At 75.4% G+C, this 25,892-nt stretch carries 18 protein-coding genes; 7 read left to right on the top strand and 11 right to left on the bottom strand.

Translation table 11 applies throughout. The annotated features are described in order from the left end of the window. Nucleotides 1-92: 92 nt before the first annotated feature. A complete protein-coding gene (locus tag IH54_RS0111500; protein WP_420711733.1) occupies nucleotides 93-2,030 on the bottom strand; it encodes a peptidase C14 in 1,938 nt (645 codons plus the stop codon). Between the two features lie 497 nt (nucleotides 2,031-2,527). Then, nucleotides 2,528-3,397 carry an IclR family transcriptional regulator gene (locus IH54_RS0111495; RefSeq protein ID WP_078862105.1) on the bottom strand — a complete coding sequence of 290 codons (870 nt, stop codon included), beginning with the start codon at nucleotides 3,395-3,397 and terminating at the stop codon, nucleotides 2,528-2,530. Between the two features lie 223 nt (nucleotides 3,398-3,620). Between IH54_RS0111495 and IH54_RS0111490 the strand changes: the two genes are divergently transcribed. From IH54_RS0111490 to IH54_RS0111460, 7 genes are read left to right on the top strand one after another with little or no spacing between them, the layout of a single operon-like run. Further along, a complete protein-coding gene (locus tag IH54_RS0111490) occupies nucleotides 3,621-4,973 on the top strand; it encodes an aspartate aminotransferase family protein (protein WP_031515564.1) in 1,353 nt (450 codons plus the stop codon). After that, nucleotides 4,973-6,160: a mandelate racemase/muconate lactonizing enzyme family protein gene (locus tag IH54_RS0111485; protein WP_031515561.1), complete on the top strand. Its 1,188-nt coding sequence runs from the start codon at nucleotides 4,973-4,975 to the stop codon at nucleotides 6,158-6,160. Before IH54_RS0111490 ends, IH54_RS0111485 begins: the two co-directional genes overlap by 1 nt. Continuing rightward, on the top strand, nucleotides 6,157-7,005 hold the full coding sequence (locus IH54_RS0111480; RefSeq protein WP_031515559.1) for an amidohydrolase family protein: 849 nt from the start codon (nucleotides 6,157-6,159) through the stop codon (nucleotides 7,003-7,005). The genes IH54_RS0111485 and IH54_RS0111480 overlap by 4 nt, the downstream gene beginning before the upstream one ends. Continuing rightward, a complete protein-coding gene (locus IH54_RS0111475; RefSeq protein WP_031515557.1) occupies nucleotides 7,002-7,868 on the top strand; it encodes an SDR family NAD(P)-dependent oxidoreductase in 867 nt (288 codons plus the stop codon). The genes IH54_RS0111480 and IH54_RS0111475 overlap by 4 nt, the downstream gene beginning before the upstream one ends. Continuing rightward, the gene (locus tag IH54_RS0111470) at nucleotides 7,865-10,099 is read left to right on the top strand and encodes a peptidase C14 (protein ID WP_234343459.1); all 2,235 of its coding nucleotides are present in this window, start codon (nucleotides 7,865-7,867) and stop codon (nucleotides 10,097-10,099) included. The genes IH54_RS0111475 and IH54_RS0111470 overlap by 4 nt, the downstream gene beginning before the upstream one ends. A gap of 58 nt (nucleotides 10,100-10,157) precedes the next feature. After that, nucleotides 10,158-11,132, top strand: coding sequence for a GNAT family N-acetyltransferase (locus IH54_RS0111465; protein ID WP_031515553.1), 975 nt, complete (start codon nucleotides 10,158-10,160; stop codon nucleotides 11,130-11,132). 54 nt (nucleotides 11,133-11,186) lie between these two features. Next, entirely contained in the window at nucleotides 11,187-11,759 is a 573-nt protein-coding gene (locus tag IH54_RS0111460) for a hypothetical protein (protein ID WP_159011778.1), read from the top strand. A 46-nt stretch (nucleotides 11,760-11,805) separates the two neighbouring features. Here IH54_RS0111460 and IH54_RS0111455 read toward each other — a convergent pair whose 3' ends face one another. From IH54_RS0111455 to pip, 9 genes are all read right to left on the bottom strand, one after another. After that, a complete protein-coding gene (locus tag IH54_RS0111455; RefSeq protein WP_031515550.1) occupies nucleotides 11,806-14,781 on the bottom strand; it encodes a hypothetical protein in 2,976 nt (991 codons plus the stop codon). A 2-nt stretch (nucleotides 14,782-14,783) separates the two neighbouring features. Further along, entirely contained in the window at nucleotides 14,784-16,622 is a 1,839-nt protein-coding gene (locus IH54_RS0111450) for an HSP90 family protein (RefSeq protein ID WP_031515548.1), read from the bottom strand. Nucleotides 16,623-16,767: 145 nt separating this feature from the next. Further along, a complete protein-coding gene (locus tag IH54_RS0111445; RefSeq protein WP_031515546.1) occupies nucleotides 16,768-17,772 on the bottom strand; it encodes a hypothetical protein in 1,005 nt (334 codons plus the stop codon). A 225-nt stretch (nucleotides 17,773-17,997) separates the two neighbouring features. Beyond that, a complete protein-coding gene (locus IH54_RS0111440) occupies nucleotides 17,998-18,891 on the bottom strand; it encodes an alpha/beta fold hydrolase (protein ID WP_031515544.1) in 894 nt (297 codons plus the stop codon). A gap of 69 nt (nucleotides 18,892-18,960) precedes the next feature. Continuing rightward, nucleotides 18,961-20,808 carry a protein kinase family protein gene (locus IH54_RS41520; protein ID WP_052397306.1) on the bottom strand — a complete coding sequence of 616 codons (1,848 nt, stop codon included), beginning with the start codon at nucleotides 20,806-20,808 and terminating at the stop codon, nucleotides 18,961-18,963. Nucleotides 20,809-20,921: 113 nt separating this feature from the next. Continuing rightward, complete coding sequence (locus tag IH54_RS0111430; RefSeq protein ID WP_052397305.1) at nucleotides 20,922-22,763, bottom strand: S41 family peptidase; 1,842 nt, start codon at nucleotides 22,761-22,763, stop codon at nucleotides 20,922-20,924. Between the two features lie 92 nt (nucleotides 22,764-22,855). After that, nucleotides 22,856-24,127 (bottom strand): sensor histidine kinase, encoded by a 1,272-nt coding sequence (locus IH54_RS0111425; RefSeq protein WP_234343458.1) that lies wholly within the window; start codon nucleotides 24,125-24,127, stop codon nucleotides 22,856-22,858. Nucleotides 24,128-24,133: 6 nt separating this feature from the next. After that, nucleotides 24,134-24,796 carry a response regulator transcription factor gene (locus IH54_RS0111420; protein WP_031515536.1) on the bottom strand — a complete coding sequence of 221 codons (663 nt, stop codon included), beginning with the start codon at nucleotides 24,794-24,796 and terminating at the stop codon, nucleotides 24,134-24,136. A gap of 91 nt (nucleotides 24,797-24,887) precedes the next feature. After that, a complete protein-coding gene (pip, locus tag IH54_RS0111415) occupies nucleotides 24,888-25,862 on the bottom strand; it encodes a prolyl aminopeptidase (RefSeq protein WP_031515534.1) in 975 nt (324 codons plus the stop codon). Between the last annotated feature and the right edge of the window lie 30 nt (nucleotides 25,863-25,892).

The raw sequence follows: 25,892 nt of genomic DNA, 5'->3' as shown, positions 1-25,892 counted from the left end.
AGCGCCGCTGACGGTCAGCCGGGCGGATGCCGGGGCGCCGGCGATCAGGATCACGGAACGTCAGGGCGGCTGACGGTCGGCGCCGCTGACCGTCAGGCAGGCAGCAGCAGGTTGCCCGCGGTGTGCTTGACGCGGTCGCTCTCGTCGGGCATGGCCGTGCGCGCCACGCCGTCCTCGGTGCAGCCGGTGTGCAGCAGGTGGCCGGCGCCCGCGAAGGCGGCGGGCGCGAGCCGCAGGCTGCCGCCGGTGAAGGCGGTGCCGGTCGCCCGGTAGCGGTTGACACCGTCGGTCAGCAGGATGTGGGCGGTCTTCGCGTCGGGCGCACGGAAGTCGGCGCCGTCCAGCTGCCAGGTGACGGTGCGCCCCGCGGTGTCGCGGGCGAGGTAGGCCGCGGCGCTGTTGCCGCCGGTGAAGCGGGCGCCGCCGTCGATCCACAGCCGCTGGTCCTTGGCCGAGTTCAGCCGCAGGCCGGTGCCGGAGAAGGTGCCGCCGTGGACGGCGGTGTCGGCGTGCGCGACCGTGCTGGGCGCCGCGCCGTCCCCCGCGCCGGCGAAGGTGCAGTGGTCCAGGACGAGGCTGCCGGTGCCGTTGAACTGCGCGCCGTCCAGGCCCTCCAGCGTGACGCGCAGCAGGTGCACGTCCGCGCTCACGGTGGCCGCGGTGACCTCGGACGCCTTGCCCTGCGTGAAGGCCGAGTCGGCGATCACGGTGGGCCGCTGCGAGCGGTGCGAGGACTGCGACACGACCAGCGGGCCGGACGCGACGCAGCCGCGCAGCTGGGCGCCGTCGGCGTTGACCCAGATCATCCCGGAGCCGGGCTGGGCGTTGCCGATGACGAGCATGTCCTCCAGCGTCAGGTCGGTGACGTTCGTCCGGGCCACGAACCACGAGCAGGCGTGCCGCCGCACCGTGACGCGCTTGGCCGCGCCGCCCCAGGCCGCGCCGGAGTTGGCGAAGGTCATCAGGCCGGAGTTGCCGGTGAAGGTGAGGTCGTGCTCGAACTGGCCGTGCGTGACGAAGGGGCCCTGGTCGTCGCCGTCGCCGTGGCAGTTGGTGACGTAGCCGTACGCCGAGGCCGTCCAGTCGTTGAGGTGCCGGGCGTTGGCGACGTGGCAGTCCTCGACGTGCCCGTACAGGCAGTAGATCTGCTGGGTGAGGTAGCCGGCTCCGCCGTACGTGACCGAGGCCGGGTTCTTCAACTGGCACTCGGAGGTGCGGAAGTACGTGCACCAGCGGCGCATCACCACCGGCCAGAAGGTGCCGGTGGCGTCGATGCCGGACACGTCGCAGGAGACGGCGTACTCGTACGCGATCGGGTGCGAGCCGGTCTCGGTGTCGTTGTCGGCGACGCCCGGCACGCCCTCGAAGACCATGTTGCGCACGTGCACGCGCTCGACCGGCTCGACGCGGGTCCAGGTGAAGGTGCGCCCGGCGGCCAGGTCCCAGCCGATCTTGTAGTTCACCCGGATGTGCGTGTCGTCCACGATCTCGGTGACCTGGACGAGCTTTTGCACCTCCTTCTCGTACAGGCCCGTCCCCGGTGCGGCGTCGATCTCCACGCTCCACCACTGGCCCAGGGCGAAGGCCTTGGAGTCGGGGACCTCGAAGACGTCCGCGAGGTCGGGCATCGCGGCGGACAGCTTCGACCTGACCGTGGTGTCGGTGACCTTGCCCAGGAAGTACAGGACGGCGCCGAAGGGGTTGTTGTAGGCGTTCTTCTCGATCCCCGTGGTGGTGACCCGGTTGCCGCCGAAGTCCAGCTCGATCAGGGAGCGGGAGAAGGTGTGGCGCTTGGTGAAGTTCAGGTCCGTGTGCGCCTCGATCCGGTGCACCGCGGGGTCGTCCATCATGGCGTCCAGCGCCGCGTCGGCCGGGGCGGAGCCGTCGAACAGGCCGAACTGGCGGAAGTCCAGGACACCGTCGTGGACCATGAGCCAGCGTCCCTTGGCCGTCTGGTCCGCCTTGCCCGGGGCCAGGACCGTGCCGCCGTTGGCGCCGGCCGTCGCGGCGGCGTCCCAGCGGGCGACCATGCCGCCGCCGTCGCCGGGCGTGCGGTAGCCGGCGACCAGGGCGAGCGCGCCGTCGGCGAGCTGCTTCGGGTCGAGGGCCAGCAGCGCGGCCACGGTGCCCGCGGTCAGCGGGGCGCTCTTCGGGGCGCTGTCGGCGTGCGCGGTGCCGGAGCCGGCGGCGACCGCGGTGCCGGTCGCGGCGACCAGCAGGCCCCCGATGCCGCCGGTGCGCAGCAGGCTGCGGCGGGAGGAGTCGGGGCGCGGGCCGGGGGTGGTGCGGGTCGGTCTGTCGGTGCCCGGCACGGAGCCAGGAGTGTGGTTCACGGGGGGTGCCTCCGCCTTCGGTGGGCCTAAGGGCGAGGACGAATCCCGTGACGCTTGTCGTCGGACGGATGGCCGTATCGGCCGGGTGCGGGGTAAAAGCGCTGACCAGAGGCAGGGTGCGAGCGCGGCACCGGTCGATGAGCGGAGACGTTAGGCCTGGTTCCGCGCTCCGGTCAAGCCCCTGCCGCGGCGGATCACGCTCCGGCGGGGGCGCCGAAGCCGAGGCTGAGGCTGATCCGGTCGGCCGCATCCCTTACCTGGAGGCCGAGTTCGCGGAAGCGCCAGCCGGGCAGGTCCAGCTTCAGACCGGTGATGCTGATCGCTCCGGCGCAGTCGCCGCGGTGGTCCCGTACGACGCTGCCGATGCAGAAGATCCCGTCGGCGTCCTCCTCGTCGTCCAGCGCGTAGCCGGTGGCGCGGACGTCGGCGAGGTGCTGGAAGAGCGTGGCCTCGTCGGTGATGGTGCGCGAGGTGCGGCGCGGCAGCCCGGTGCGGGCGACCAGCTCGCGGGCCTGCGGCTCGGGCATCGCGGCCAGCAGGGCCTTGCCGATGCCCGTGCAGTGCGGCAGTTCGCGGGCGCCCATCCGCAGATCGAGGCGCAGGCCGCCGTTGGTGTCGACCTGGTCGATGATGACCGCCTGGCCGTCCTGCGGTACGGCGACGCGGGAGGCCATGCCGGTGACCGCGGTGAGCTCGACCAGCAGCGGGCGGGCGACGCCGCGCAGCGAGATCTGGGCCTGGGCGCGGTCGCCGAGCCGGGCCAGGGCCATGCCCAGGCGGTAGCGGCGGTTCATGCCCTCGCCCTCGTCGGCGACCAGCCCGTAGTGGCGCAGCGTCTGGAGCAGTCCGAAGGCGGCGCTCTTGGAGACCCCGGCCCGCTGGGCGACCTCGGTGACGCTCAGTCCTGCCCCGGGGCCGCCGGCGGCCAGCACCTCCAGCACTTCGGCGGCTCGGGCGACGGTCTTGACCAGGTACTTCGGGTCGGGCTCCGGGCCCCGGGCGGGTCCGTCGCCGAGCGCGCTGCCGGTGCTGCTGTCGGGTGCGTTCGCACCACTGTTCTGCATATCAAAACACTTTACCACTCAACACCCCTTGACCGGCGCGGTTTCACCGACCTAGGATCCGTACTGTTCTGATATTCGGAACAGTGTTCTTGAAAATCGTTTCTGCATCGTCTCAGCACCGCAGCGAACGATTCCTGCGACGACTTGCCGGGCGGATGGCCCCGCGGTCCGGGCCGGGCAGGGCCCAGACCGTCACCCACAGCATCGACGCGAGGAGCACCACATGACGCTCGCCGAGCGGGCCCGCCAGGTGATACCGGGCGGGGTCAACAGCGGCCAGCGCAGCATTCCCGGCCTCACCGGTCTGGTCGTCACCCGCACCGAGGGCTCCCGGTTCTGGGACGCGGAAGGCCGGGAGTTCACCGACTACCACGCCGCCTTCGGGCCGCCGCTGCTCGGCCACAACGACCCGGACGTCGCCGCGGCGACCGCCGCGGCCGGCCAGAGCCTGGGCCTGACCGGCGTGGCGGTGACCGAGGGCGAGGTCCTGCTCGCCGAGCAGCTCGTGGAGCTGATCCCCTCCGTGGAGCAGGTGCTGCTCACCAGCACCGGCAGCGAGGCCACCTTCCACGCACTGCGGCTGGCCCGCGCGGTGACCGGGCGGCGGCTGGTCGTCAAGTTCCAGGGCTGCTACCACGGCTGGCACGACGCGGTGAGCCTCAACGTCATCTCCGCGCCCGACCGGGTCGGCCGGCACGACCCGACGTCCACCGGGATCCTGCCCGAGGTGCTGGACGCCACGCTGGTGCTGCGCTTCAACGACCCGGCAGGCGTGCGGCAGGCGTTCGCCGAGCACGGCGCCGACATCGCCGCGGTCATCGTCGAGCCCGTCCCGCACAACGTCGGGGCGCTGCTGCCCACCGACGAGTTCCTGCGCACCCTGCGCGAGGAGTGCACCAGGGCCGGCAGCGTCCTGGTCTTCGACGAGGTCATCACCGGCTTCCGGCACGCCCTCGGCGGCTACCAGTCGATCGCCGGCGTCACCCCGGACCTCACCACCCTCGGCAAGGCCATCGCCAACGGCGCCCCGCTCGGGGCCCTGGGCGGCCGGGCCGACCTCATGCAGCACTTCAGCAGCCGCCCCGGCGGCCCCGTCTTCTTCGCCGGCACCTACAACGGCCATCCGGCCACCGTGGCCGCCGCGCTCGCCACCCTGCGCAAGCTGCGCGAGGAGCCCGTGCACGAGCACGTCTTCCGGCTCGGCGACCGGGTGCGCACCGAACTGGACGCGCTCTACCGCCGGTTGGGTGTGCCCGCGGTCGTCACCGGCTACGGCTCGGTCTTCGTGAGCTACTTCATGCCCGGCCCCGCGCCGCTCACGTACGACGACCTGCTCGCCAACGACACGGCCCTCTTCGTCGGCTACCGCCGCAACCTCGTCGACCACGGCATCTTCGAGCTGCCGCTCAACCTCAAGCGCAGCCACATCTCCTACGCCCACACCGACGACGACGTGGACCGGCTGCTCGCCGCGACCGAGGCGGCCGTCACCCGCACCCTGCGCGAGGGCGGCCCCGACGACCTCGCGCACACCAGCACCATGGGCGGCGCGGCCGCGCAGAAGGCGGCGCGCTGATGCTGACGGTCAACACCACCCGCCCGGCCGGCCCCGCGGGCCGCATCAGTCGCGTGGAGACGCTGCAACTGGGCACCGCCTGGCGCGACTTCGGCTACGTCCGGATCCACACCGACGAGGGCCTGAGCGGTATCGGCGAGATCACCCACCCCTACCGGGTGGACGAGACGTGCCGGCTGGCCGAGGCCATGGCCCACCGCCACCTGCTCGGCGCCGACCCGTTCGACGTCGAGGAGATCTGGCTGCGGATGTACCAGGGCGACTTCCTGCGCGGCGGCGACATCGGCGGCGTCGTCGTCTCCGGCGTGGACCAGGCCCTCCACGACATCATGGGCAAGGCGCTCGGCGTGCCCGTCTACCGGCTGACCGGCGGCGCCGTCCGCGACCGGGTCCGGGTCTACGCCAACGGCTGGTACACCGGCGAGCGCGTCCCGGAGGAGTTCGCCGCGAAGGCCGAGGAGGCCGTCGGACGGGGCTTCTCCGCGCTGAAGTTCGACCCGTTCGGCGCCGGCCTGCACGAGCTGGAGCGCCCCGAGCTGCGGCGCTCGCTCGCGCTCGTCGAGGCGGTGCGCGAGGCCGTCGGGCCGGACGTCGACCTCTTCGTCGAGGGCCACGCCCGCTTCGGCACCGCGACCGCGCGGCGCCTGGTGCACGAGCTGGCGCCGTACGACATCGGCTGGTTCGAGGAGCCGATGCCCTGGACGCACATCGAGCGCTACGCCGAGTTGCGCCGCATCGCGCCCTTCCCGATCTCCGGCGGCGAGCACTTCCACAACCGCTACGAGTACAAGCAGCTCTTCGCCACCGAGGCGGTGGACATCGTGCAGCCGGACCTGTCCATGGCCGGCGGCTTCACCGAGCTGCGGAAGATCGCCGCGCAGGCCGACGCGCACGGCATGCTCGTCGCCCCGCACAACTCCAACTCGCCGCTGTGCACCACCGCTTCGGCGCACGCCGCGTTCGGCCTGACCAACCTGAAGATCCTGGAGACCTTCGACGCGCTGCTGGAGCCGTACGTCTTCGAGGCGCTGCGCGGCGTGCTGCCCGTCGAGGACGGGTACGTGCCGCTGCCGACCGCGCCTGGGCTGGGAGTCGAGCTGGCGGACGAGGTCTTCGAGGAGCACCCGCCGAGCCACCGCTTCTGGAACATGTTCGCGGACGGCTGGGAGAAGAGGAACCGCACATGATCACCGACGTGCACTCCCATCTCTTCCGGCACAGCCACGACTTCGACGCGACCTTCCGCGCCGAGTCCGCCCGCGCCCACGCCGGCGAGGTCGACCTCACGGTGCGCTACGAGGACTACGCGGCCACCGCCCCCGAGGGCACCCGCACGGTCGTCGTCGGCGGCAAGGCGCGCCGCAGCGGGCTGTGGGTCGACGACGCGGCCGTGGCTGCCTACGTGGCGCAGCACCCCGACCGGCTCATCGGCTACCTCTCGCTCGACCCGACGCAGCCCGGCTGGCAGGACGAGATGCGGTACGGGCACCGGGAACTGGGCCTGCGCGGCATCAAACTCATGCCGATGTACGCCGGGTTCGCGCCCGCCGACGAGGCCTACGACGAGCTGTACGCCTACGCCGAGCGGCACGGCCTGCCGTTGCTGGTGCACACCGGCACCACCTTCGTCTCCCAGGCGCCGCTGGAATACGCCATGCCCCGGCACCTGGACCGGGTGGCCATGCGCCACCCCGAGCTGCGGATGGTGCTCGCGCACCTCAGCCACCCCTTCGAGGGCGAGTGCATCGCCGTCATCCGCAAGCACCGGCACGTCTACGCCGACATCAGCGCGCTGCACTACCGGCCCTTCCAGCTGTGGCACAGCCTGCGCCTGGTGCAGGACTACGGCGTGTGGGACAAGCTGCTGTTCGGCAGCGACTACCCCTTCACGACCGTCGACGACTCGGTCGAGGGCCTGCGCCGGATCGCCCGCATCCCCGGCATTCCCGGCCTGGACCCGCTGGACCAGGACGCCGTGGAGGCGCTGATCCACCGCCCGTCGCTGGAACTCCTCGGACTGGAGCAGGGATGAGCCCCCGACCGGCGGCCGGACGCGGCCGGTTCGACCTCGCCGGCCGCACCGCGCTGGTCACCGGCGCCGCCGGCGGGCTCGGCCGGGCCTTCGCGGTCGCGCTCGCGCAGGCCGGCGCCGACCTGGTGCTCACCGACCTGCCGGGCGCGGCCGGGCTGGGGGAGACCGCGGAGCTGGTACGCGGCCTCGGCCGCACCGCGCACACCGCCGAGCAGGACCTCGCCGACACCGCGGCGCTGCACGCCTTCGCCGACCGGGTGCGGGCCGCGGCCGGGCCGCTGCACATCCTCGTCAACAACGCGGGGACCGCGGCCCTGGAACGCTTCAACGAGATCACGCCCGAGAGCTGGCACCGCGTCATGCGGGTCAACCTCGACGCGGTGTTCTTCCTCACCCAGCGCGTCGCCGAGCACATGATCGCCGACGGCGTGCCCGGCCGGATCGTGTCCGTCACCTCCAAGAACGCCCTGGTCGCGGAGGCGGGGCTGGCCCACTACAACGCCTCCAAGGCCGCCGTGGACCTGCTCACCCAGACCCTCGCGATCGAACTCGCCCCGCACCGCATCACCGTCAACAGCCTCGCGCCCGGCATGGTCGAGACCCCCATAGACGGCGAATTCCCCTTCGACCGCGCGGCGTTCGAGGCCGCCTACCGGGCGCGCATCCCGCTCGGCCGCTACGCCACCCCCGAGGAGTGCACCGGCGCGCTGCTGCTGCTCGCGAGCGACGAGGGCGCCTATCTGACGGGGAGCCGGATCGTGGTGGACGGCGGAGTGCTCGCCGACCAGATGCCCCGCACGGCCTTCATGCCCCCTTACCGCAGCTCGCTGCGGCCTCCGACGAAGGACGGCACCACACCATGACGTCATCGGACGGCTTCACCGGACCACCCGCCGCGGCGGGCCCCACCAGCCGCAGGCACCTGCTGCGGGCCGGCGGCCTGAGCGCCGCCGTCCTCGCCGGCGGCACCCTCACCGCGACCCCGGCGGCCGCCGACAGCACCGACCGGGGCGGCAACGACCAGGGCGGCAAGGGCACTTCGGCGCCGCTCGCCCTCCCCACCGTCGCGGCCCTGCTGGCGCTCCCCGCCGGGCCGCTGCGCGACGGCACCCTCGCCGTCGTCGCCGGCTACCGCGCCCCCGGCGACGGCGGCGGTCTGCTCGCCCGCTGGGACGCCGGATCGGCGGCCGCGGCCAACGGCGGCACCGTGCTGCGGCCCGCCGACCGCCCCGCGCGCGGGCGCTGGCTGCGGGTGCACGACGGTGTCCTGGACTTCCGCGGCTTCGGCCACTTCGACGCCTCCGCCCCCGCCGACGACGCGCTCGACGCGATGGTGAACGACCCGTCCGTGCACCGCGTCGAGGCCCACACCGACCTGCTCCTCCGGCGCCGCCACACCTACCACCGCTCGCACCTGGTCCTGGACTTCGGCGGGCACACGGTCCACACCGGCGGCATCGAGCGCAACACCCACGACAACCCGTTCGGCGCGGTCCTGTTCTTCCAGGGCACCGTCACCTCCGACACCGTGAGCCACGAGCTGCCCGCCGAGGTCATCGAGCGCACCGACGCCTTCCCGGTGCCCGACTCCGGGGCCTTCCGGGTCGGCCAGTGGTGGGCGGTGCAGAGCGACGAGGTCGCCGGCGGCGGCAGCGACGAGCGCGAGCTGCAGAAGATGGTCGAGGTCACCGAGATCGTCGACGGCACGCACATACGCGTCGGCTACCTCAACGGCTGGCCGCTCGCCGCGGGCCGCACCGTCACCTGGCGCCGGGTCGAGCCCGTCGTCGGCGCCGAGGTGCACAACCTGGTCTTCCTCGGCGCGGGCCAGGACACCGGCGCCGTCGACGACGAGTACACCGGCTCGCACCCGGTGGCGTACGAGTACGCCGTCGACTGCCACGTCTCCGGCATCCAGGCCACCGGCACCTTCTGGCCGGTGATCATGCGCCGCTGGTGCACCCGCTACCGCACGACCGGCTGCGGCCTGAAGAACCCGCCCACGGTCATGTACGGCGGCGCCGGCTACCTCACCCAGCAGATCTACTGCCTCTACGGCCACGTCGCCGACTGCACCAGCAGCAACGTCCGGCACCTCAACGACCTGACGGCGTCCGCCTACTGCCAGGTCGTCAACTGCCACGGCGACGGGGACGACGAGGGCGGCAACCCCTTCACCACGCACGGCCAGTACGAGCACGACCTGCTCTTCGACGGCAACTCCGGCCTCATGGACATCGCCAACTCCGGTGCCCAGTGGGGGAACGCGGCCAAGCGCATCACCGTGCGCAACCACGTCTGCTCGTGGTTCACGGCCAACACCCTCATCACCGACCTCACGCTGGAGAACGTGCACGTCGTCCCGCGGCCCACCTTCGACCCGTCCGGGACGCTGGTGGTCAACGCCGACGGCGCCCAGCTGCGCGGCTGCACCGCCTCGCTGTTCGCCGTCGCGCAGCGGTCCGCGCGCTCGGACCGGCCGACGACCGTCACCGACTGCGCCTTCGACCTGCCCGCCGGGCAGGTGCTCGTGCAGACCCCGGTCACCGCGCCCGTGCACTTCGTGCGCACGATCTTCACCGGCCTGGACGGCGCGGTGCTGCGCGGCAGCGGACCGGTCCGCTTCACCGGCTGCACGCTCGTCGGCGACCCCGGGGCCGCCCCGGTCTCGGTCGGCGCCGCGGAGGTCGTGGTCGACGGCGGCAGCCTCACGAACACCGGCATCGCGCTGAGCGCGGTACGCGACCAGCGGCTCGCGGTCGGCGGCGACGCCGCCTTGACCGGCACCAACTCCGCGGGCGCGCTGCTCTCCCGGGCCGCCGGCACCACCGCCACGGTCACCTGGGACCTCGGCGCCCTGCGCAGCACCGCAGCCGGCGACGGCACCGCGCACGTCCGCGTCACGGACGGCACCAACCGCTACTCGGCGGTCGGCGCCCGACTCACGGGCGGCCGGCTGGCCCTCGCCGCCGCGGCCTTCACCGGCGCGTCCTCCCTGCTGCACACCTCCTGCACGGAGGAGGACGTCACCCGGGAGGGGCTGCCGCCCGACGGCGCGCGGGTCAGCGCCACCACCGGCAACCTGGTGCTCTGAGCCGGGCGTTCAGCCGTGACCAGCACATTCCGCGGAGAAGAAGAGGGAAGGCCGCCGCATGCCGCGCTACCGCACCGCCACCCCGGCGGACGAACGGGCCCTGCACGCCCTGTGGGCGGCGGCCTTCCCCGACAGCGCCGGCACGGTCGCGCTGCTGTGGGGCCGGGACCCGGGCCGGCACGCCCGCACCTTCGTCGCCGAGGACGGCGGGCGTCCGGTGTCCGTGCTCCACTACCAGCCGCGCCCGATCCGCTCGGCCACCGGCGGCCCGCAGCGTGTCGGCTGCCTCGGCAGCGTCGCGACCCACCCCGACGCGCGCGGCCGCGGCCACGTACGCCGCCTGCTCGCCGCGGCGACCGAGGCGATGACGGCCGACGCGTGCGCCTGGTCGCTGCTGTTCACCGGCACCCCCGACGTCTACCGCGGGGCGGGCTGGCAGCCCTTCACCGCCCCGGTCCTGTCCGGGCCGCTCGCCGCTCCCGCTCCCCGCGGCGACGGCGCCGGCGCAGTGGCCGTGCGGCGCGCCGGCCAGGCCGACGTACCGGCACTTCGGGCGCTGCGCGACGCCTACGACGCCGCCCGGCCGCTCACCACCGTCCGCAGCCCGGAGGACTGGCGGCGGCGGATCCCGGTCTGGTACGGCGCGCCGGCCGCGATCCTGCTCGCGGAGGAGGCCGGAGACGGCGGGGAGGGCGGGGAGGGCGCCCCGCTGGGGTTCGTCGTGGTGCGCCCGACAGGCCCCGCGGAAGCCGCGGTCGAGGAGATCGCCCTCGCCCGCGGCCGTGAGCCCGAGACCGCGCGGGCCCTGCTGTCCGCCGCCGCGGGCCGCGCCCGCGCGGCGGGCGCGACCACCGCGACCGCCCGGCTGCCCGCGGAGCCCGCGGTCGTGGCCGCGCTGCCGCGGCTGCTCGACGGCGTCACGGCGGGCACCACCGCGTACGGCATGGCCCGCCCGCTGCTCGCCTCCGCGGCCGAGGTGACGGCGACGGTCACCGCGCCCGGTGCCGTCCACTGGTACGGCGACTCCTTCTGAGGGGCTCTGACCTGGCCCGGCGCGGCCCGACCGGGCGGATGTAGTGTCCCCGCTGTGAACGAACTGAGCTTCCGGGGGAAAGATCGGTACCGGGTGTCGTGGGGCGGTGTCGCGGCCGTGGCGGCGGGGCTGGTCGTCGAGGCGGCCTTCACCCTCTTCCGGCTGGGATTCGTGTGGTTCTGCTGGCTGTTCGGCGGCACGGTGGTCTTCGTCGCCGTCTGTGTCGGCCTGGCCAAGCGGTCCGTGACCACGGTCGGGGCGGACGGTATAACCGTCGGCTGGGGTCTCGGTCAGGGGCGTACGTACCGCTGGCACGACATCCGCCGGCTGTACGTGTGGCAGCAGGACGCCGGGCTCGGATCGGCGTCCACGGTGCGGATGATCCTCGTGGACGGGCGGCACCGCTCCCTCACCGGCCCGGCGAGCAGCACCGTCTACCCCAACCCCGACTTCCACAGCGACTTCCGGCGTGTCGTGCAGTGGTGGGAGGCGAGCACCGACCCCGCCGAGCGCTTCCAGCCGCCGCCGAAGCTGCGGCACCGGGTCTCACCGCAGGTCCTCGGGCTGATCCTGGGCGTGGTCATCTCGGTCGCCGTCGTCCTCGGCGTCGTCCTGGCGCACGGGTGAACCGCGGGTGCCGGACGGCGGACCGCCCGGCACCCGCACGACCGCCTCAGGTCTCGTCGCGCAGGCTCGACGCCAGGGACTTCAGCGGCGCGGCCGCCTCCTCGTGGCCCAGGTCCGTCAGGCGGGCGACCGCCGAGTCGAGGGAACGCAGGGCCTGCTCCGGACGCTTGAGGTACGCGCCCTCCACGACGCCCTTGAGCCGGGCGGCCTCGGCCCACTCCCCGGCCAGGGCCGCGTCCTCGCCGGGTGCGCCGAGCAGGAACAGCGTCTCCTCCAGGGCGGTCAGCGACTCCTCGTACTCCCCGGCGTAGGCGTTGACGCGGCCGTGCTCGTACGCCAGCGCGGCGTGCAGCGGGCGGCCCTCGGCCACGTAGCCCTCCGCGCGGGCGTCGTCGGCGATCCGGGCCGCGTCGGCGAGGAAGGCGCGGGCGTCGTCGAGGCCCTCCGGACCCTGCTGCTGGGCCTGCAGCCGGGCGACCTCCCGCAGGCAGCTGCTCAGCTGCTCGAAGCGCGGCGCCGACGCGTGCGCGGCGAGCGCCTGGTCGACGGCCTCGCGGGCGCGGGCGAACTCGCCGGTCTCGGCGAGGAGTACGGCCGTCTCCGCCGCGATCATCGCGTGCGAGCCCGGGTCGTCCGCCCAGCAGGCCGACTCCGCGGCCAGCTCCAGGAATTCGGCCAGCGCGGCCTTGCCGTCCTCGCCGGCGCGCAGCGCCCGCGCGCGGGTCAGCCGCAGCTGCGCGACCAGCCGGTCGTCCAGCTCCCGCGCGGCCACGTCGGGTTCGGCCAGCAGCGAGTCCAGCAGCGCGATGCAGTCCTCGACGCGCCCCAGGTCCAGGCCGAGCCGGGCCGCGTTGCTGTACGTGCAGAACGCGTCCACCCGGCTGCCGTGCCGCATGTCCACCTCCGCCGAGCGCGTCAGGTGGCGCAGGGCCTCGTCGTGGCGGCCCAGGCCCATCGAGGCGCGTGCCAGCTCGCCGTGCAGCGTCCCGGTGTAGGCGGTGTACGCGGGCCACCTGCGGGCCTCCCGCAGCGCCTCGGACAGGTCGGCGTACGCCGCGTCCGCGTCCTGCAGGCCCAGGTGGACACGGCCGCGCAGGCCCAGCGCGTGCGGCAGGTGCCAGTCGGGCCCGTCCGCCCGCAGCCGGGTCATGAGCCCGTCCAGCTCGTCCTTCGCGGCGGCCAGGTCGCCGCCGATCGCGTGCGTGCTGGCCCGCAGCAGCAGCGCACGGCACACCTGGCCGGGCAGGTCGTGCGCGGTGGCGAAGCCGTGCAGCAGCTCGACCTCGGCGAAGGCCGCCGCGGTGTGCTCCTTCGTCGGCTGCGCCTCCAGACGCATCCCCAGCGCGGTCGAGCGCAGCCGCAGCAACCGGGCCTCCTGGTACGGGGCCAGGCCGGCCGCCTCCGCCTGCAGGCGGGTCAGCGCGGTGTGGGCCGCGGTCATCGCGGCGGCCTTCGCCTCGGCCCCGGCCCCGTCGGACGGGGCGCCGGCCGCGCCCTCGGCCTCCGCGGACTCCGGCACCTCCGCCGCCGCGAGCAGCGCGCAGGCGCGGGCCACGGCGGCGTGTCCGGGCAGCCCGGCCTCCGTGTAGAGGTCGGCGGACTCCGCGTACCGCGCGGCGGCCCCGGCCAGGTCGCTGCGCTCGCGCGCCTCGGAGCCCTCCTCGTCCAGCAGGTCCGCGCGCAGCCGGGCGAGCGGGCCCACGGCCGGGTCGTCGGGGTGGACGTAACCGGGCTCGGCGACGAGCGCGGCCAGCCGCGACCAGCACGCCTCCGCGTCCGGGTGGCCCACCTCGTCCAGCTCCCGGGCCCGCAGGACGAGTCCGGCGACCGACTCGGGCAGCGCGGCGGACGCGGCGCGCGGCGGCGCGGCGGAGGCCGCGGCCGGGGCCACGTCGTCGAGGCTGCGCGGCCGGAGCGTCAGCTCCAGGGCGTCCAGCAGCGGGGCGCGGTCGAGCCGGACCCTGCGGCGGTCGGTGTGCGCGGTCGTGCCGTTGCGGGCGTCGAAGCGGGCGGCGAGGTCGCCGGCCCGGTCCGCCACCTCGGCGCGCAGGGTCGCGACCGTCCACGTCCGGCCGGGGAAGCCGGCGGCGGGCAGCCCGCCGTGGCCGAGCGACTCGACCCGCTGGAGCAGCACCTCCACGCCGGTGAGGAAGGTCAGCATGTCGCTCGGCGAATCCACCTCGGCGAAGAGGGTGCGGTTCTCGGCGAGCAGCTCCAGGCCGCGCGCCTCGTTGCCGGTGAGCGCGCAGAACTCCAGGTGCCGGCCGACGTCCGGGGCCATCGACGGGTTGCGGCGGCAGCCGCGGTAGCCGAACAGGTGGGCCTGGCGGGCGTCGTCCGTGCGGCCGGTGCGGACCAGCGGCAGCAGGGCGTGCGAGATCGAGGTCGCGGGCTCCTCCTGGCAGGATTCCTTGCCGGCCAGCACCGGCTGCCAGATGGCGAGCGCGCGCTCGTCGTCGCCCGCGGTGAGGTGGTGGAGGGCGCGGCCGCGGATCTCGCAGGCCTCGCAGTCGCTGTACTGCGAGCGCGCCCGCCCGGCCCACAGCTCGTAGGCGACCGCGGTGGCCTCGGCGCTCTCGCCGATGTGCGCGGCCAGGTGGTAGGCCTGCCCGTAGTACGGCTGGAGGCCCAGCCCGGCCTTCTCGTACCGGTCGCGCATCTCCGCCAGCCACTGGCGCAGGGCCGTCAGCGGCATCTCGGGCACCGAGAGCAGGGCGCTCGCCACCCACTTGAAGCGCCAGTACACGTGGTGCCGCAGCCGCTCGTCGAAGACGTCCGGCTGCTCGTCGAAGAGCTGGAGCAGCCGGGCGAAGACGACGGGCGACTTGCGCGGCTCGGAGCCGTACGTGTACGCCTCCTGGAGCTCCAGCAGCGCGTCCACGAGCGCGGCCGGCTCGGCGAACTGCTCGGCGGCGTCGACCAGTTCCTCGGCGATGACGGTGCGGGCGCGGCCGTAGGGGCGCTCGTCGTTCTCCTGCAGCGCCGCGTACAGCTCGTCGGTGGTCTGGGGTGCGGTCGGCATCGTCAGCTGTCCTTGCGGAGGGCGTGGGCGAGGAGGTCGAGGAAGGAGCGGTTGATCAGGCTCGACTCGGCGGGCCTGAGCGGGCGCCGGGACAGCATCGCGGCCTGCCCGTAGAGCGCTTCGGCGCTGGTGCGGGCCAGCTCGGGCTCCGTGATGGCGACCGCGGCGCGCACCAGCGGGTTGAGCTGGTTGAGGATCAGCTGCGCCTTGGGCGCCTCCTGGCGCAGCGCGCCGAGGATGTCGCCCCACAGGCCGCCGTCCTGCTCGCGGGCGAGCTGGGAGCGGGTGCGCTCGTGCCGCGCCTCGCGGTTGTCGAGCAGCAGCGCGGGCGCGGAGGCCGGCTGGAAGGTGCGCAGCGCCACGTCGCAGTCGAAGACGGCGAGCGCGTCGCGGGCCGTCGCCAGGTAGGACGCGGCGGCCAGCTCCGACTCCCGGTCCACCGGGTCCAGATGGGCGGTGAGTGTCGCCGGGTCCAGGTCGGCGACGCTCGCCTCCGGCCGGATCTCCGGCAGCCGGTGCACCAGCGCCCGGTCGTACGTGTAGCCGCCGTTGACGACGCCGAGGCCGGCCGCCGAGGCGATCGCCGCGACCTGACGGAATTCCTCCACGCTGGACGTCACGAGCACGGTGGCGTGGGTGCGGGCGAACTCGTCGAGCGTGGTGTTGCCGTCGGTGGTCTCGAACGGAAGCCACGGCAGCAGCATCCGCAGGATCTCGTCGTCGTGCACCGCGAGCGACTTGACCGCCAGGTGGTGGGCCTGGAGGAAGCGGCCCAGCAGTTCGGGGTCGCTCGCCGCGGCCCGGGCCATCCAGGCGCGCAGCCGCTCGGCGAGCGCGTCCCGTACGGCCGCGAGCGTGTCGTCCTCGTACAGCGACTCGCGTGACGCCGTCGGGCGCAGGCTCTCGGCGTCCACGACGCAGCGGACGAAGAAGGCCCACTCCGGAAGGATCTCCTCGGCCTGCTCCGACAGCAGCATGCCCTTGACGTGCACCCGGTGACCGTGCCGGCGCCCGGCGGGCACCGCCTCGGGCAGCACGCAGGCGATGCCCTTCAGGCCCACCGCCGGGAGGTCCAGCTCGATCGTGTCCAGCGGGGTGAAGCCGAAGACGTCCGCCCCGTACGCGGCCAGCGCGCGCTGCCGGGCCCCCGGCGTGGGGTAGGTCCGCGACCAGGGCGCGGGCTCGGGGTTGACGGGCGCGGGCGCCCCGCCGTCCGAGAAGGTGACCGGATGCCGCAGCAGCGAGCCGAAGTGCCGGGCCAGCGACCGGACCTGGGCCGGCTTCGTCCACTCCGCGGCGTCGGCGCGCGGCGTCAGCGAAACCGTGGTGCCCGGCTGCGGGCGGGCGGACGCGGGCAGGGTGCGCACCGAGTAGCTGCCGTCGCCGCGGCCGCGCCACTCGACGGCGGGCGCGTCGGGTGTCCTCGCGGAGCGGCTGACGACCAGGATCTCGTCCGCGACCAGGAAACAGGACAGCAGGCCGATGCCGAACTGGCCGATGAAGTCGGCCCGCTGCTCGGCGATCCGCTCGGCCCGCTTGCTGCTGCGGCCGATCGTGGCGAGGAAGGTGTGCACGTCCGCCTCGGTGAGGCCGACGCCGTCGTCCTCGACGCGGACCACGGAGCCGTCGGCGTACAGCCGGATGCCGAACGCGTCCGCGGGCGCCTCGGGTGCGAGGGTGCGCCGGGCGGTCAGCGCGTCCACCGCGTTCTGCAGCAGTTCGCGCAGGTAGACCCGGGGGCTGGAGTAGAGGTGGTGGGACAGGAGGTCGACGAGGCCGCGCAGATCCACCTGGAAGGTGCGGTCGGCGGCGCCGGCGTTCGCGGTGTCGTGCTGGGTCATCGGGCAGTCCGGAAGTCAAGGAGCGGGAAGGGCGGGAGGAGCCGGGGGAGCGGCGGCGCCGGGACGGCGGTCGCGGAAGCGGCTGGGGGAGCGGCTGGGGGAGCGGTCGCGGAAGCGGTTGCGGTGCGCACGCGGCTGCGCGTCCTCAGGCGCGGCTCTGGTAGCGGGCGAACTGCTTGGCCGGCTCGGGGAGGTAGTTCCACGGCCGCCTGGTGTACGCGCCGCCGAGCTCCCGGAAGACGCGGCGGGCCGTCGGGCCCTCGCCGGCCAGCGACAGCGCCATCGCGAACAGGTTGAACTCGTACTGCCAGCCCGGGCGGCGCTCGTAGCCGGGGTGCAGGACGCTGTGCTCGGCGGCCTCGCGCAGCTCGTCGCGGACCGCGGGGCGGTCCAGGCGGTCCGTGCCCTCCGCCTCGAACCAGTCCTCGATGTGGGCGAAGGCGATGACGCTGCCCAGCCGCTGCCCGAGCGGGGCGCGCGCGAACGCCTCCCGCGCGAAGGCCAGCGCCTCGCCGGGCTCGCCACCCCACCGGGTCTGCAGCTGCGAGACCCACTCGACGTGCGTTTCCAGATCCAGCGGGTCCCGGCGCAGCGCGGCGTCCCGCCGCGCCTCGCACACCGCCCGGCCCAGCGACATGCCGCGCCCGGACGTCAGCAGCCGGCGCCACGGGGCGACCCACTCCGGCCGCAGCTCGGCGGCCTGCAGCAGATGCTCCTCGGCGATGGCCAGCCGCTCGTGGAAGGTCTTCCACTGCTCCTGCGACACCTGCGAGGCCCTGGCCGTGGTGCGGGCCTGCCAGCCCCAGCTGATGTACCGCGCACCGGAGACGAGCAGCGCGGTCGCCCGCCCGTCCGGGTCCCCGGCGTCCCCCGCGCTCTGCTCGACGGCCCTGCCGATCCAGTCCTCGACGCCCTCGGTGTCCGCGATCTCGCTCAGGACCCAGTGGTCGCGGTCCAGGTCGAAGGGGGCCGCGGCCTGCCGGACCGCCGCCCAGTCACCGGCGCGGGCCGCCGCGGTGAGCGCGGGCACCCGCTCGTCGTCCAGCCCCTGGACCTCGTGCACCCCCCGCTTCGTCCGGCGTACGGCCGCCCGGGCGGGCGCATCCGCCGCCTGGTCCCCCGCACCCCTGGTGAACAGCTTGCCGAACATGCCGCGCCCTCCCCTGGTCCGCGTGATTACGGGTGCAGGATAGGGGGTCCCACCGACACGCCCTCCACAGGGTTTTCACCACCCGTGCACCGCGCCCCCGGCCCGGCCGCGCCGCACGGCACATCCCGCCGCGGAGCGCAGGCCGGGCCGGTGCCGCCGAGCACGTCGCGGTCCGCCGGGCACTGCCGCGGCGGGGCCGGGCACCCGCGTCGACAACCCTGCGGGTCAATGCACCTGGGCGGCGGTGTGCGCCGCCAGCGCCTCGATCAGCTCGGGCCACAGCTCGCGCGGCCGGTCGTGGCCCATGTCCGGGACGAGCAGCAGCTTCGCGCCCGGCACCAGCTCCGCCGTGCGCTCGCCGCCGCTGGGGGCGATGAGCGTGTCGTCCAGCCCGTGGATCACCAGCGTCGGCACGGCCAGCTCCCGCAGCGCGTCCGCCCGCGAGCCGCCGAGCACCATCGCCCCGAGCTGCCGCCCGATCCCCGCCGGGTAGTAGGCCCGGTCGTAGGAGGCCGCGGCGAGCGCCCGCAGCGCCGCCGGGTCGCCGTAGCGCCGCGACGCCCACACCATGTCCCGCTCCGCCGCCGCGACGTAGCCCTCTCGGTCGGCGGGCCGGCCCCGGAAGAGCACCGCCTGCGCCTCGCGCGTCGCCTGCCCGTACTCCGGCTCGCCGGTCGAGGACATCATCGAGGTCAGGGTCAGCACCCGCTCCGGGTGCGCGATGGCCATGACCTGCGCGATCATGCCGCCCATCGACGCGCCGACGACATGCGCCCGCTCGATGCCCAGCGCGGTGAGCAGCCCCAGCCCGTCGTCGGCCATGTCCGCCAGCGTGTACGGCACCATGGCGAGCGCCCCCGCGACGTCCCCCGAGCTGACCGCCCCGATGAAGCGCACCAGGTCCACGGGCCGGTCGTCGAACCGGGTGGACAGGCCGCAGTCGCGGTTGTCGTACCGGACGACGTACCGCCCCCGGTCGGCGAGCGCGCGGCAGAACCCCTCGTCCCACGCGAGCAGTTGCGCCCCGAACCCCATTACGAGCAGCACGGCGGGATCCCCGGGGTCCCCGAAGGTGTCGTAGGCCAGGCGTACGTCGGGGGACACATCGGCGATCGGCATGCCCGGATCCTCCCAGGCCGCCGGGCGGCACCGCACGCGGGATTCCCGCCGCCCGGACGGTCGGACCGGTCAGGCCGGGGCGGCGTCGGTGTACTGCGCGGGCGGGACCCGCCACAGCCGGACCCGCCGGCCGCTGGCGACCGCGAGGACCGTGCCGTCCGGGCTGAAGGCCATCGCGCGGACCGGGGACATCGGCTCGCCGGTCCAGGACGTCACCGCCTTCGCCGTCCGCGCGTCCCGCAAGGTGATCGTGCGGGACGGGCCGCAGGACGCGACCAGGGTGCCGTCGGGGCTGAACGCGAGGACGCCGGAGCGGCCGCCGGCGCCGGGCCACGCGGGGAGCGGGGCGTGCGTGACGGCGTCCAGGACCCGCAGGCCGAACTTCCTGCCGCCCACCGCGAGGAGCGTGCCGTCCGGGCTGAACGCCACCGCCCGGACCTTGCCTCCCGGGCGGAGGGGGGCACCCGCCTGCGCGGCGCTCGCCAGGTCCCAGATCCGGACCTCCTTGCCGCCGCCCGCCGCGAGGGTCCGGCCGTCCGGGCCGAAGGCGATCGAGTGGATCCAGCCCGGGTGGCCGGGCAGCGTGGCCGTGGGCCCGCCCGAGACCGGGTCCCAGAGCCGTACCTTCTTGTCGTCGCCGGCGCTGGCGAGCGTGCGGCCGTCCGGGCTGAAGGCGATGGAGCGGACCCAGTCGGTGTGGCCGTCCAGCGTCGCGGTGTTGCGGCCCGTCGCCGTGTCCCACAGCCGTACCGTCCGGTCGTACCCGCCGGTCGCGATCAGGGTGCCGTCGGGGCTGAAGGCCACCGCCTGGCCCCAGTTGCCGTGGCCGTCCAGCTCCGCCGCGATGCCGTGGGGGGACGTGAGGTCCCACATCCGTACGGGCTTCTCGTCGCCCACGGTGGCCAGGACCGTGCCGTCCGGGCTGAACGCGAGGTCGTGGATCTCGCTCGCCGATTCCAGCGCGAACGGGCCCGGCAGCCGGGGTGTCGCCGTCGCGCCGAGCCAGACGGCCGAACCCGGCCCCGGCGCCCGTCCCGGCACCGCCGCCGGTACGGGCGCGGGCGGCGGCGCGTCGTAGGGTGCCGGCGCCGACACCAGGGCGGACGCCTCGCGGGCGCTCGGGCGGCGCGCGGGGTCCCGGGCCAGCAGCGCGGTCAGCAGCGGGGCGAGCCGGCCCGCACGGACCGGTGCGGGGAGTTCGCCGGACACGGTCGCCCAGGGGTCCGCAGGGTCGAAGGGGAGGCGGCCCTCGACCGCCTGGTAGAGGGTCACGCCGAGCGCGAAGAGGTCGGCGGCGGGGCTGTCCGCGGCGCCCTCGCCGTCCCCGCCCGCGACCGTGACGCGCTCCGGCGCTACATGGCCCGGCGTGCCGTCGACGATGCCGAGCCGCGCGAGCTCCGGGTCCGGTGCGCGGCCGGACGCGCACACGTCCGTGAGCCAGATCCCGCCGTCCGCGGCGAGCAGCACGTTCGACGCCTTGACGTCGAGGTGGACGAGGTCGGCGGCATAGGCGGCGTCCAGCGCCGCGAGCAGGGCGCGGGCGACGTCCGTGGCGCGGGACGCGGACAGCGGGCCGTACGCGTCCAGGTGGTCGGCCAGCGAGCGGCCCTCCACCAGGTGCGTCACCGTCCACGCGGTGCCGCCGCCGTCCACGACGACGTCGAGGAGCGCGGCCACGTGCGGGTGCCCGCGCAGCCGCGCCGCCGCCCCCGCCCGGCGTGCGGCCCGCGCCCGCAGCTCCGCCGCGTCCGCGGTGCCGCCGTCCTGTGCGGGCGGCGGCAGAACGCGCTTGACGGCCACGTCGACGCGCAGCCACTCGTCGTGGGCCCGCCACGCGTTGCCGCCCGGTCCTGCCCCCAGCCTGCCGCCCAGACGGTACCTGCCGCCGAGTACGTGCTGCTGCGCTGCGTCCGCCACCTGCGTCCCCCTTCACGGCTCCGCGAGCAGCGTACGCACCTCCGCCCGGCCCGTGCGGGCCCCGTGCGCACCCGTGACCGTCACGGGACAATCCCCCGGCGGGGCCCGGAGGTTCAGGACCCGAGGAGGGCGGCGGCCTTCGCGAGGGCCGGGTCCTGGCGGGTGGCGACGTCCCGCGCGGTGAGCGGGGCGAAATGGTCCGGCGGGACCCCGACCCCGTCGGTGATCTCGCCGTTCGGGGCGAGGGAGCGCAGGGAGGGCAGCCGGATCGCGCTGGTGCCGTCGTCGAGCGGGTAGAGCTGTGCGGGACCGGAGTTCGCCCCCGCGGTGCGGGTGCCGACCAGGGGGCCGAGGTGCAGGTCCTTCACGGCCGCGGCGAAGGCCTCGCACGCGGACGCGCACCCGTCGTCCACCAGCACGGCCATCGGCAGGTGCAGCAACGGCGTGCCGTCGTCGACCGGTTGCGGCTCGCACGTGCCGTCCGCGGCGCAGAAGGAGAGCGCGGTGACGCCGTGCACGAAGGCCCCCAGCAGCGTGTTGCCCTCCGCGCCGACGCCCCCGCGGTTGCCCCGCACGTCGAAGACCACCCCGGCGACCGTGCCGCTCGCCCGGAGCCCGGCGATCGCCTTGAGCACCTCGGCCGCGATGCCCGGGGAGAACGCGTCGAAGCGGACGTCGGCGACGCCGCCGGGCAGCAGTGTGGCCGTGACGCGCGGCGCGGGCTGCGCGGGCAGCGCCCCCGGGACGACCCGCACGTGCCGGGTCCTGCCGGTGTCGGGGCGCCGTACGGTGAGCGCCACCGGGGTCCGCTGCGGGTAGGCGGGGTGGAGGAGGTCGAGGACACCGGGGTTGAACTGCCCGGCGGTGAGGACGGGGTTGCCGTCGACCGACTCGATGACGTCCCCCGGCTTCAGCCCGGCCGCGGCGGCGGGCGTTCCCGCGGTCACCGCGGTGACGAAGAGCGGGCCGGTGAACGCCGGAGCGCTCGGTGGCGCGGTCGGCGTGCGGTTCAGGCCGATGCCGAGGCCCCAGGGGTGCGGGTCGGGCGCGGTGCCGGCCGCGGTCTGGTAGCCGGCGTGGTCGTCGTGCAGGGCCGCCAGCAGCCCCTGGATCGCGCTGACCGCGAGGGCCGAGCGCAGCGCCGCGTCGTCCGGCACCGCGTCCAGGACGCCCTGGAGCCGCGCCGCGAAGAGCGGCCAGTCCGCGTCGTGGTCGCCCGACAGCGCGGGCAGCACCGCGCCGGGCCGGTCGATCCCGCGCCGGACCAGCTCCCGGACGACGGCCTGGAAGGCGGACTGGAGCAGAGGGCGGTCGTCGAGCGCGGGACCGCCGTAGTAGTGGTCGAGGACGCAGTGGTACGCCTGTTCCACCGTCGCCACGGTGGTCGGCCCCGGGTCCTGCGGCGCCGGGGGCTTGTTCGGGTCCTGCGCCACGCACGCGCCGGGCCGTCCGGCCCCGTCCGTCCCGTGCGGTGCGGCGGACGCGTGGAGGGCCGTCACGAGCACGCTCCCCACGAGCGCGGCCGCCGCGGCCGCGGCGACCGCGCGCCGCCGCCTCGGCAGCCCGATCCGCCGGTGCCCGCGCCCGGCCCGGGCGGTGGCGGGCGGTTCGGCGGCGGAGCGTTCGGGGGCGGGTCCGACGGCCGGGTGGCGTGCGGGGTCGGCTGCGAACGGGCTGTGGGTGGCGGCCGGTTCGGCGTGCGTCGGTGCCGCGGTGCGGTCCCGTGCGGGGGCGGGTCCGCCGGCCGGGTCGCGTGCGGGGTCGGCTGCGAACGCATCGGGGGCGGCGGGCAGTTCGGGGTCCGAGGGTGCGGTTGCGCGGGTGCGTACCGGATCGGCGGCCCCCTCGGTGACAGCGGCTCCGGCGGTGTGCGCGAGTGCGGAGCCGCGTACCGGGTCGGTCGGCTCGCCGCCGGGAAGGGCGGCGGGCTCGGAGGCGGGTGCGGGCGTGGACATGGTGGTGTGCTCCTGGCGGCGCGTCGGTCGGGTGGGTGAGCCGCGGGCTCGTGTGCTGGCGGCTCTGACGACGTTCTACGCGGACGCCGGTTTCAGCAGGGTTGCGCCGGTGCCGCCGGTGCCGCCGTGCCGGAGGCGGGGAAGGCGACCTCGACGGTGAGGCCGCCGTCGGGCCGGGCCGCGGCGGCGAGGATCGCGTCGTGGGCGTCGGCGACGGCCGCGACGATGGACAGCCCCAGCCCGTGGCCCTGCGGCGGGCCGCCGTGCGCGGTGCGGGCCGGGGCGAGTCGGCGGAAGGGCAGCAGGAGGTCCGCGACGGCCTCCGGGGGCACCGCGGGCCCGGTGTTGGTGACGGTGAGGACGGCGCGGCCGTCCCGCGTGGCCGTGCCGACCTCCACCCGCCCGCCGGGCAGGTTGTAGCGGATGGCGTTGTCGACCAGGTTGGCCGCCAGCCGCTCGGCGAGCGCCTGGTGGCCCGCCGAGGCCGCCGCCCCTGCAGCGAGACGCACCGCCACCCCCTGTTCCCGCGCCGCCGCCGCGCTCGCGGCCACCGCGTCGCGGGCGATCCCGGCGAGGTCGAGCGGGCGCCGCTCGGCGAGGCCCGCCTGCCCGCGGGCCAGCGTGAGCAGCGCCTCGATGAGCCCCTCCTGCTGCCGCCCGGCGGCGAGGATGCGCTCGTGGGCGTGCCGCAGCGACGCGGCGTCGGCGTCCGGGTCGGCCAGCGCGACCTGGCCCAGCACACGCTGCCGGGCGAGCGGGGTGCGCAGCTCGTGCGAGGCGTTGGCGACGAACTGCCGCTGCGCCCGGAAGGAGCCGTCCAGCCGGGCCAGCAGCGCGTCGAACGTGTCGCCCAGCTCGCGCAGTTCGTCGCGCGGCCCGGTGAGGGCGAGCCGCCGGTCCAGGCTCGTCGCGGAGATGTCCCGCGCCGTCGCGGCGATGGTCCGCAGCGGGCGCAGGATGCGGCCCGCGACGACCCAGCCCAGCAGCACGGACGCGACCGACATCCCGCCCAGCGCGACACCGGACTGCACCAGCAGGGTGTGCAGCATCGCGGACTTCTGCCGGTCCGCCGCGCGTTGCGCGTCCCGCTGCACGCCCTCCATCGCCGCGTCCATCGCGGGGTCGCCGCCCGGCGCCGCCGTCCCGCCGCCGGGGACGGGCACCGTCACCGTGCGCTTGACGACGGTGGGCGGCCGGTCGACGGCCGCGGCCACCAGCGCGTACGTGACGGCGAGCAGTGCCGCTCCGGACGCCAGGAACAGCCCCCCGTACAGGGCCGTCAGCCGCAGCCGCACGGTCCTGCGGGGCAGCCCGGCGCGGGCGAGGCGGGCAGTGACGCGGCTCAGCGGCACGGGGATCGGCACGGCGGATCAGATCCGGTAGCCGCTTCTGGCCACCGTCTCGATGACCGGCGGCGCCCCGAGCTTGGTCCGCAGCCGGCTGACGGTGATCTTCACGGCGCTGGTGAAGGGGTCCGCGGCCTCGTCCCACACCCGGTCGAGCAGCTCCTCGGCGGAGACGGTGCGGCCGCCGGCCGCCAGGAGGAGTTCCAGGACGCCGAACTCCTTGGGTGTGAGCGCCAGTTCCCGCCCGCCCCGGGCGGCGGTGCGGCGCGCGCTGTCCAGCAGCAGGTCGCCGTGCCGGACGACGGGCGGTACGGCGGGGTGGGCGCGGCGGGCCAGCGCGGCGATCCGGGCGACGAGGACGGGGAAGTCGAACGGCTTGGCCAGGTAGTCGTCGGCGCCCCGGCCGAGCCCGTCCACGATGTCGTCCGCGCCTCCCGCGGCGGTGAGCATCAGCACCCGGCTGCGGCACCCGGCGGCGACCAGCGCCGCGCAGACCTCGTCGCCGTGCGTCCCCGGCAGGTCGCGGTCCAGGACGACGACGTCGTACGCCGCGCCGTCCGCGCCGAGCAGCCGCTCCAGTGCCGCCGTCCCGTCGTACGCGACGTCCGCCGCCATCCGGGCGCGGCGCAGCCCGGCCGCGACGGCCCGGGCCGTCTCCCCGTCGTCCTCGACGATGAGCACGCGCATCGCACCGGCACCCCCCTCGCGGTCGTCCCCCGTACGCCGGGGGCCGCGCGGGCCCGCCGGGTCGGGCGTGACCGTACCAGGCCTTCCTGAGTCAGGCCGGTGGGGCGGGTGCGGTACGGAAGCGGTCGGTCGCGGCCAGCACGGCGTCGGTCGTGCTCGTGCCGGACAGGCCGTGGCCCTCGCCGCCGATGAGCTGCAGCTCCGCGTCCGGCCACGCCTGCGCGAGCTGCCAGGCGACGTCCGGCGGGCTGCTGATGTCGAGCCGGCCGTGGACGAGGACGCCGGGGATGCCCGCGAGCCGCCCCGCGTCGCGCAGCAGGGCGCCGTCCGGCAGGAAGCCGGCGTGCCGCCAGTAGTGCGTGACGAGGCGGGCGAAGCGCATCCGGAAGCGCGGGTCGTCGTAGCGCGGGTCGGGGCGGTGGCCCGCGTACGTCGAGACGTGCACGTCCTCCCACCGGCACCACGCGCGGGCTGCCCGGTCCCGTACGTCCGGATCCGGGTCGGCGAGCATCCGGGCGTAGGCGTCGGCGAGGTCCCCGTCGCGTTCGTCCTCCGGCAGGGCGTCGCGGAAGGCGGCCCACTGAGCGGGGAAGACCCGGCCCATCTCCCGTGTCACCCACTCCACCTCGCGCCGGGTGGTGTTCGTGACGCTGAAGAGCACCAGCTCGCTGACGCTGCCGGGGTGCGTCTCGGCGTACGCGAGCGCGAGGGTCGCGCCCCAGGAGCCGCCCAGCACGAGCCAGGCGTCGACGCCCAGGTGGCGGCGCAGCAGCTCGACGTCGGCGATCAGGTGCTGCGTGGTGTTGGCGGCCAGCGAGGTGTCCGGGTCGGCGGCGTCCGGCGTGCTGCGCCCGCAGCCGCGCTGGTCGAGCAGGACGACGCGGTAGGCCGCCGGGTCGAACAGCCGCGCCCAGTACGGTCCCGCGCCCGAACCGGGCCCGCCGTGCAGGACGACCGCGGGCTTTCCGGCGGGGTTGCCGTACGTCTCCCAGTGGACGCGGTTGCCGTCGCCGACGTCGAGCATGCCCTGTGCGTACGGCTCGGCGGGCGGGTGGAGCTGGGGCATGCGGGACGCGCCTTCCTCGCCGGAGAAATA

The organism is Streptomyces sp. NRRL F-5123 (genome assembly GCF_000721495.1).
Classification (GTDB): Bacteria; Actinomycetota; Actinomycetes; order Streptomycetales; family Streptomycetaceae; genus Actinacidiphila.
Note: the sequence above shows the minus strand (reverse complement) of the source record. Positions and strands in the feature narration are given on the sequence as shown.

Excerpts from the sequence above, each read along its gene's own strand:
- IH54_RS0111500 (WP_420711733.1), bottom strand. The coding sequence starts at position 2,030 with ATGGTCGCCCGCTGGGACGCCGCCGCGACGGCCGGCGCCAACGGCGGC.
- IH54_RS0111495 (WP_078862105.1), bottom strand. The coding sequence starts at position 3,397 with ATGCAGAACAGTGGTGCGAACGCACCCGACAGCAGCACCGGCAGCGCG.
- IH54_RS0111490 (WP_031515564.1), top strand. The coding sequence starts at position 3,621 with ATGACGCTCGCCGAGCGGGCCCGCCAGGTGATACCGGGCGGGGTCAAC.
- IH54_RS0111485 (WP_031515561.1), top strand. The coding sequence starts at position 4,973 with ATGCTGACGGTCAACACCACCCGCCCGGCCGGCCCCGCGGGCCGCATC.
- IH54_RS0111480 (WP_031515559.1), top strand. The coding sequence starts at position 6,157 with ATGATCACCGACGTGCACTCCCATCTCTTCCGGCACAGCCACGACTTC.
- IH54_RS0111475 (WP_031515557.1), top strand. The coding sequence starts at position 7,002 with ATGAGCCCCCGACCGGCGGCCGGACGCGGCCGGTTCGACCTCGCCGGC.
- IH54_RS0111470 (WP_234343459.1), top strand. The coding sequence starts at position 7,865 with ATGACGTCATCGGACGGCTTCACCGGACCACCCGCCGCGGCGGGCCCC.
- IH54_RS0111465 (WP_031515553.1), top strand. The coding sequence starts at position 10,158 with ATGCCGCGCTACCGCACCGCCACCCCGGCGGACGAACGGGCCCTGCAC.
- IH54_RS0111455 (WP_031515550.1), bottom strand. The coding sequence starts at position 14,781 with ATGCCGACCGCACCCCAGACCACCGACGAGCTGTACGCGGCGCTGCAG.
- IH54_RS0111450 (WP_031515548.1), bottom strand. The coding sequence starts at position 16,622 with ATGACCCAGCACGACACCGCGAACGCCGGCGCCGCCGACCGCACCTTC.
- IH54_RS0111445 (WP_031515546.1), bottom strand. The coding sequence starts at position 17,772 with ATGTTCGGCAAGCTGTTCACCAGGGGTGCGGGGGACCAGGCGGCGGAT.
- IH54_RS0111440 (WP_031515544.1), bottom strand. The coding sequence starts at position 18,891 with ATGCCGATCGCCGATGTGTCCCCCGACGTACGCCTGGCCTACGACACC.
- IH54_RS0111430 (WP_052397305.1), bottom strand. The coding sequence starts at position 22,763 with ATGTCCACGCCCGCACCCGCCTCCGAGCCCGCCGCCCTTCCCGGCGGC.
- IH54_RS0111420 (WP_031515536.1), bottom strand. The coding sequence starts at position 24,796 with ATGCGCGTGCTCATCGTCGAGGACGACGGGGAGACGGCCCGGGCCGTC.
- pip (WP_031515534.1), bottom strand. The coding sequence starts at position 25,862 with ATGCCCCAGCTCCACCCGCCCGCCGAGCCGTACGCACAGGGCATGCTC.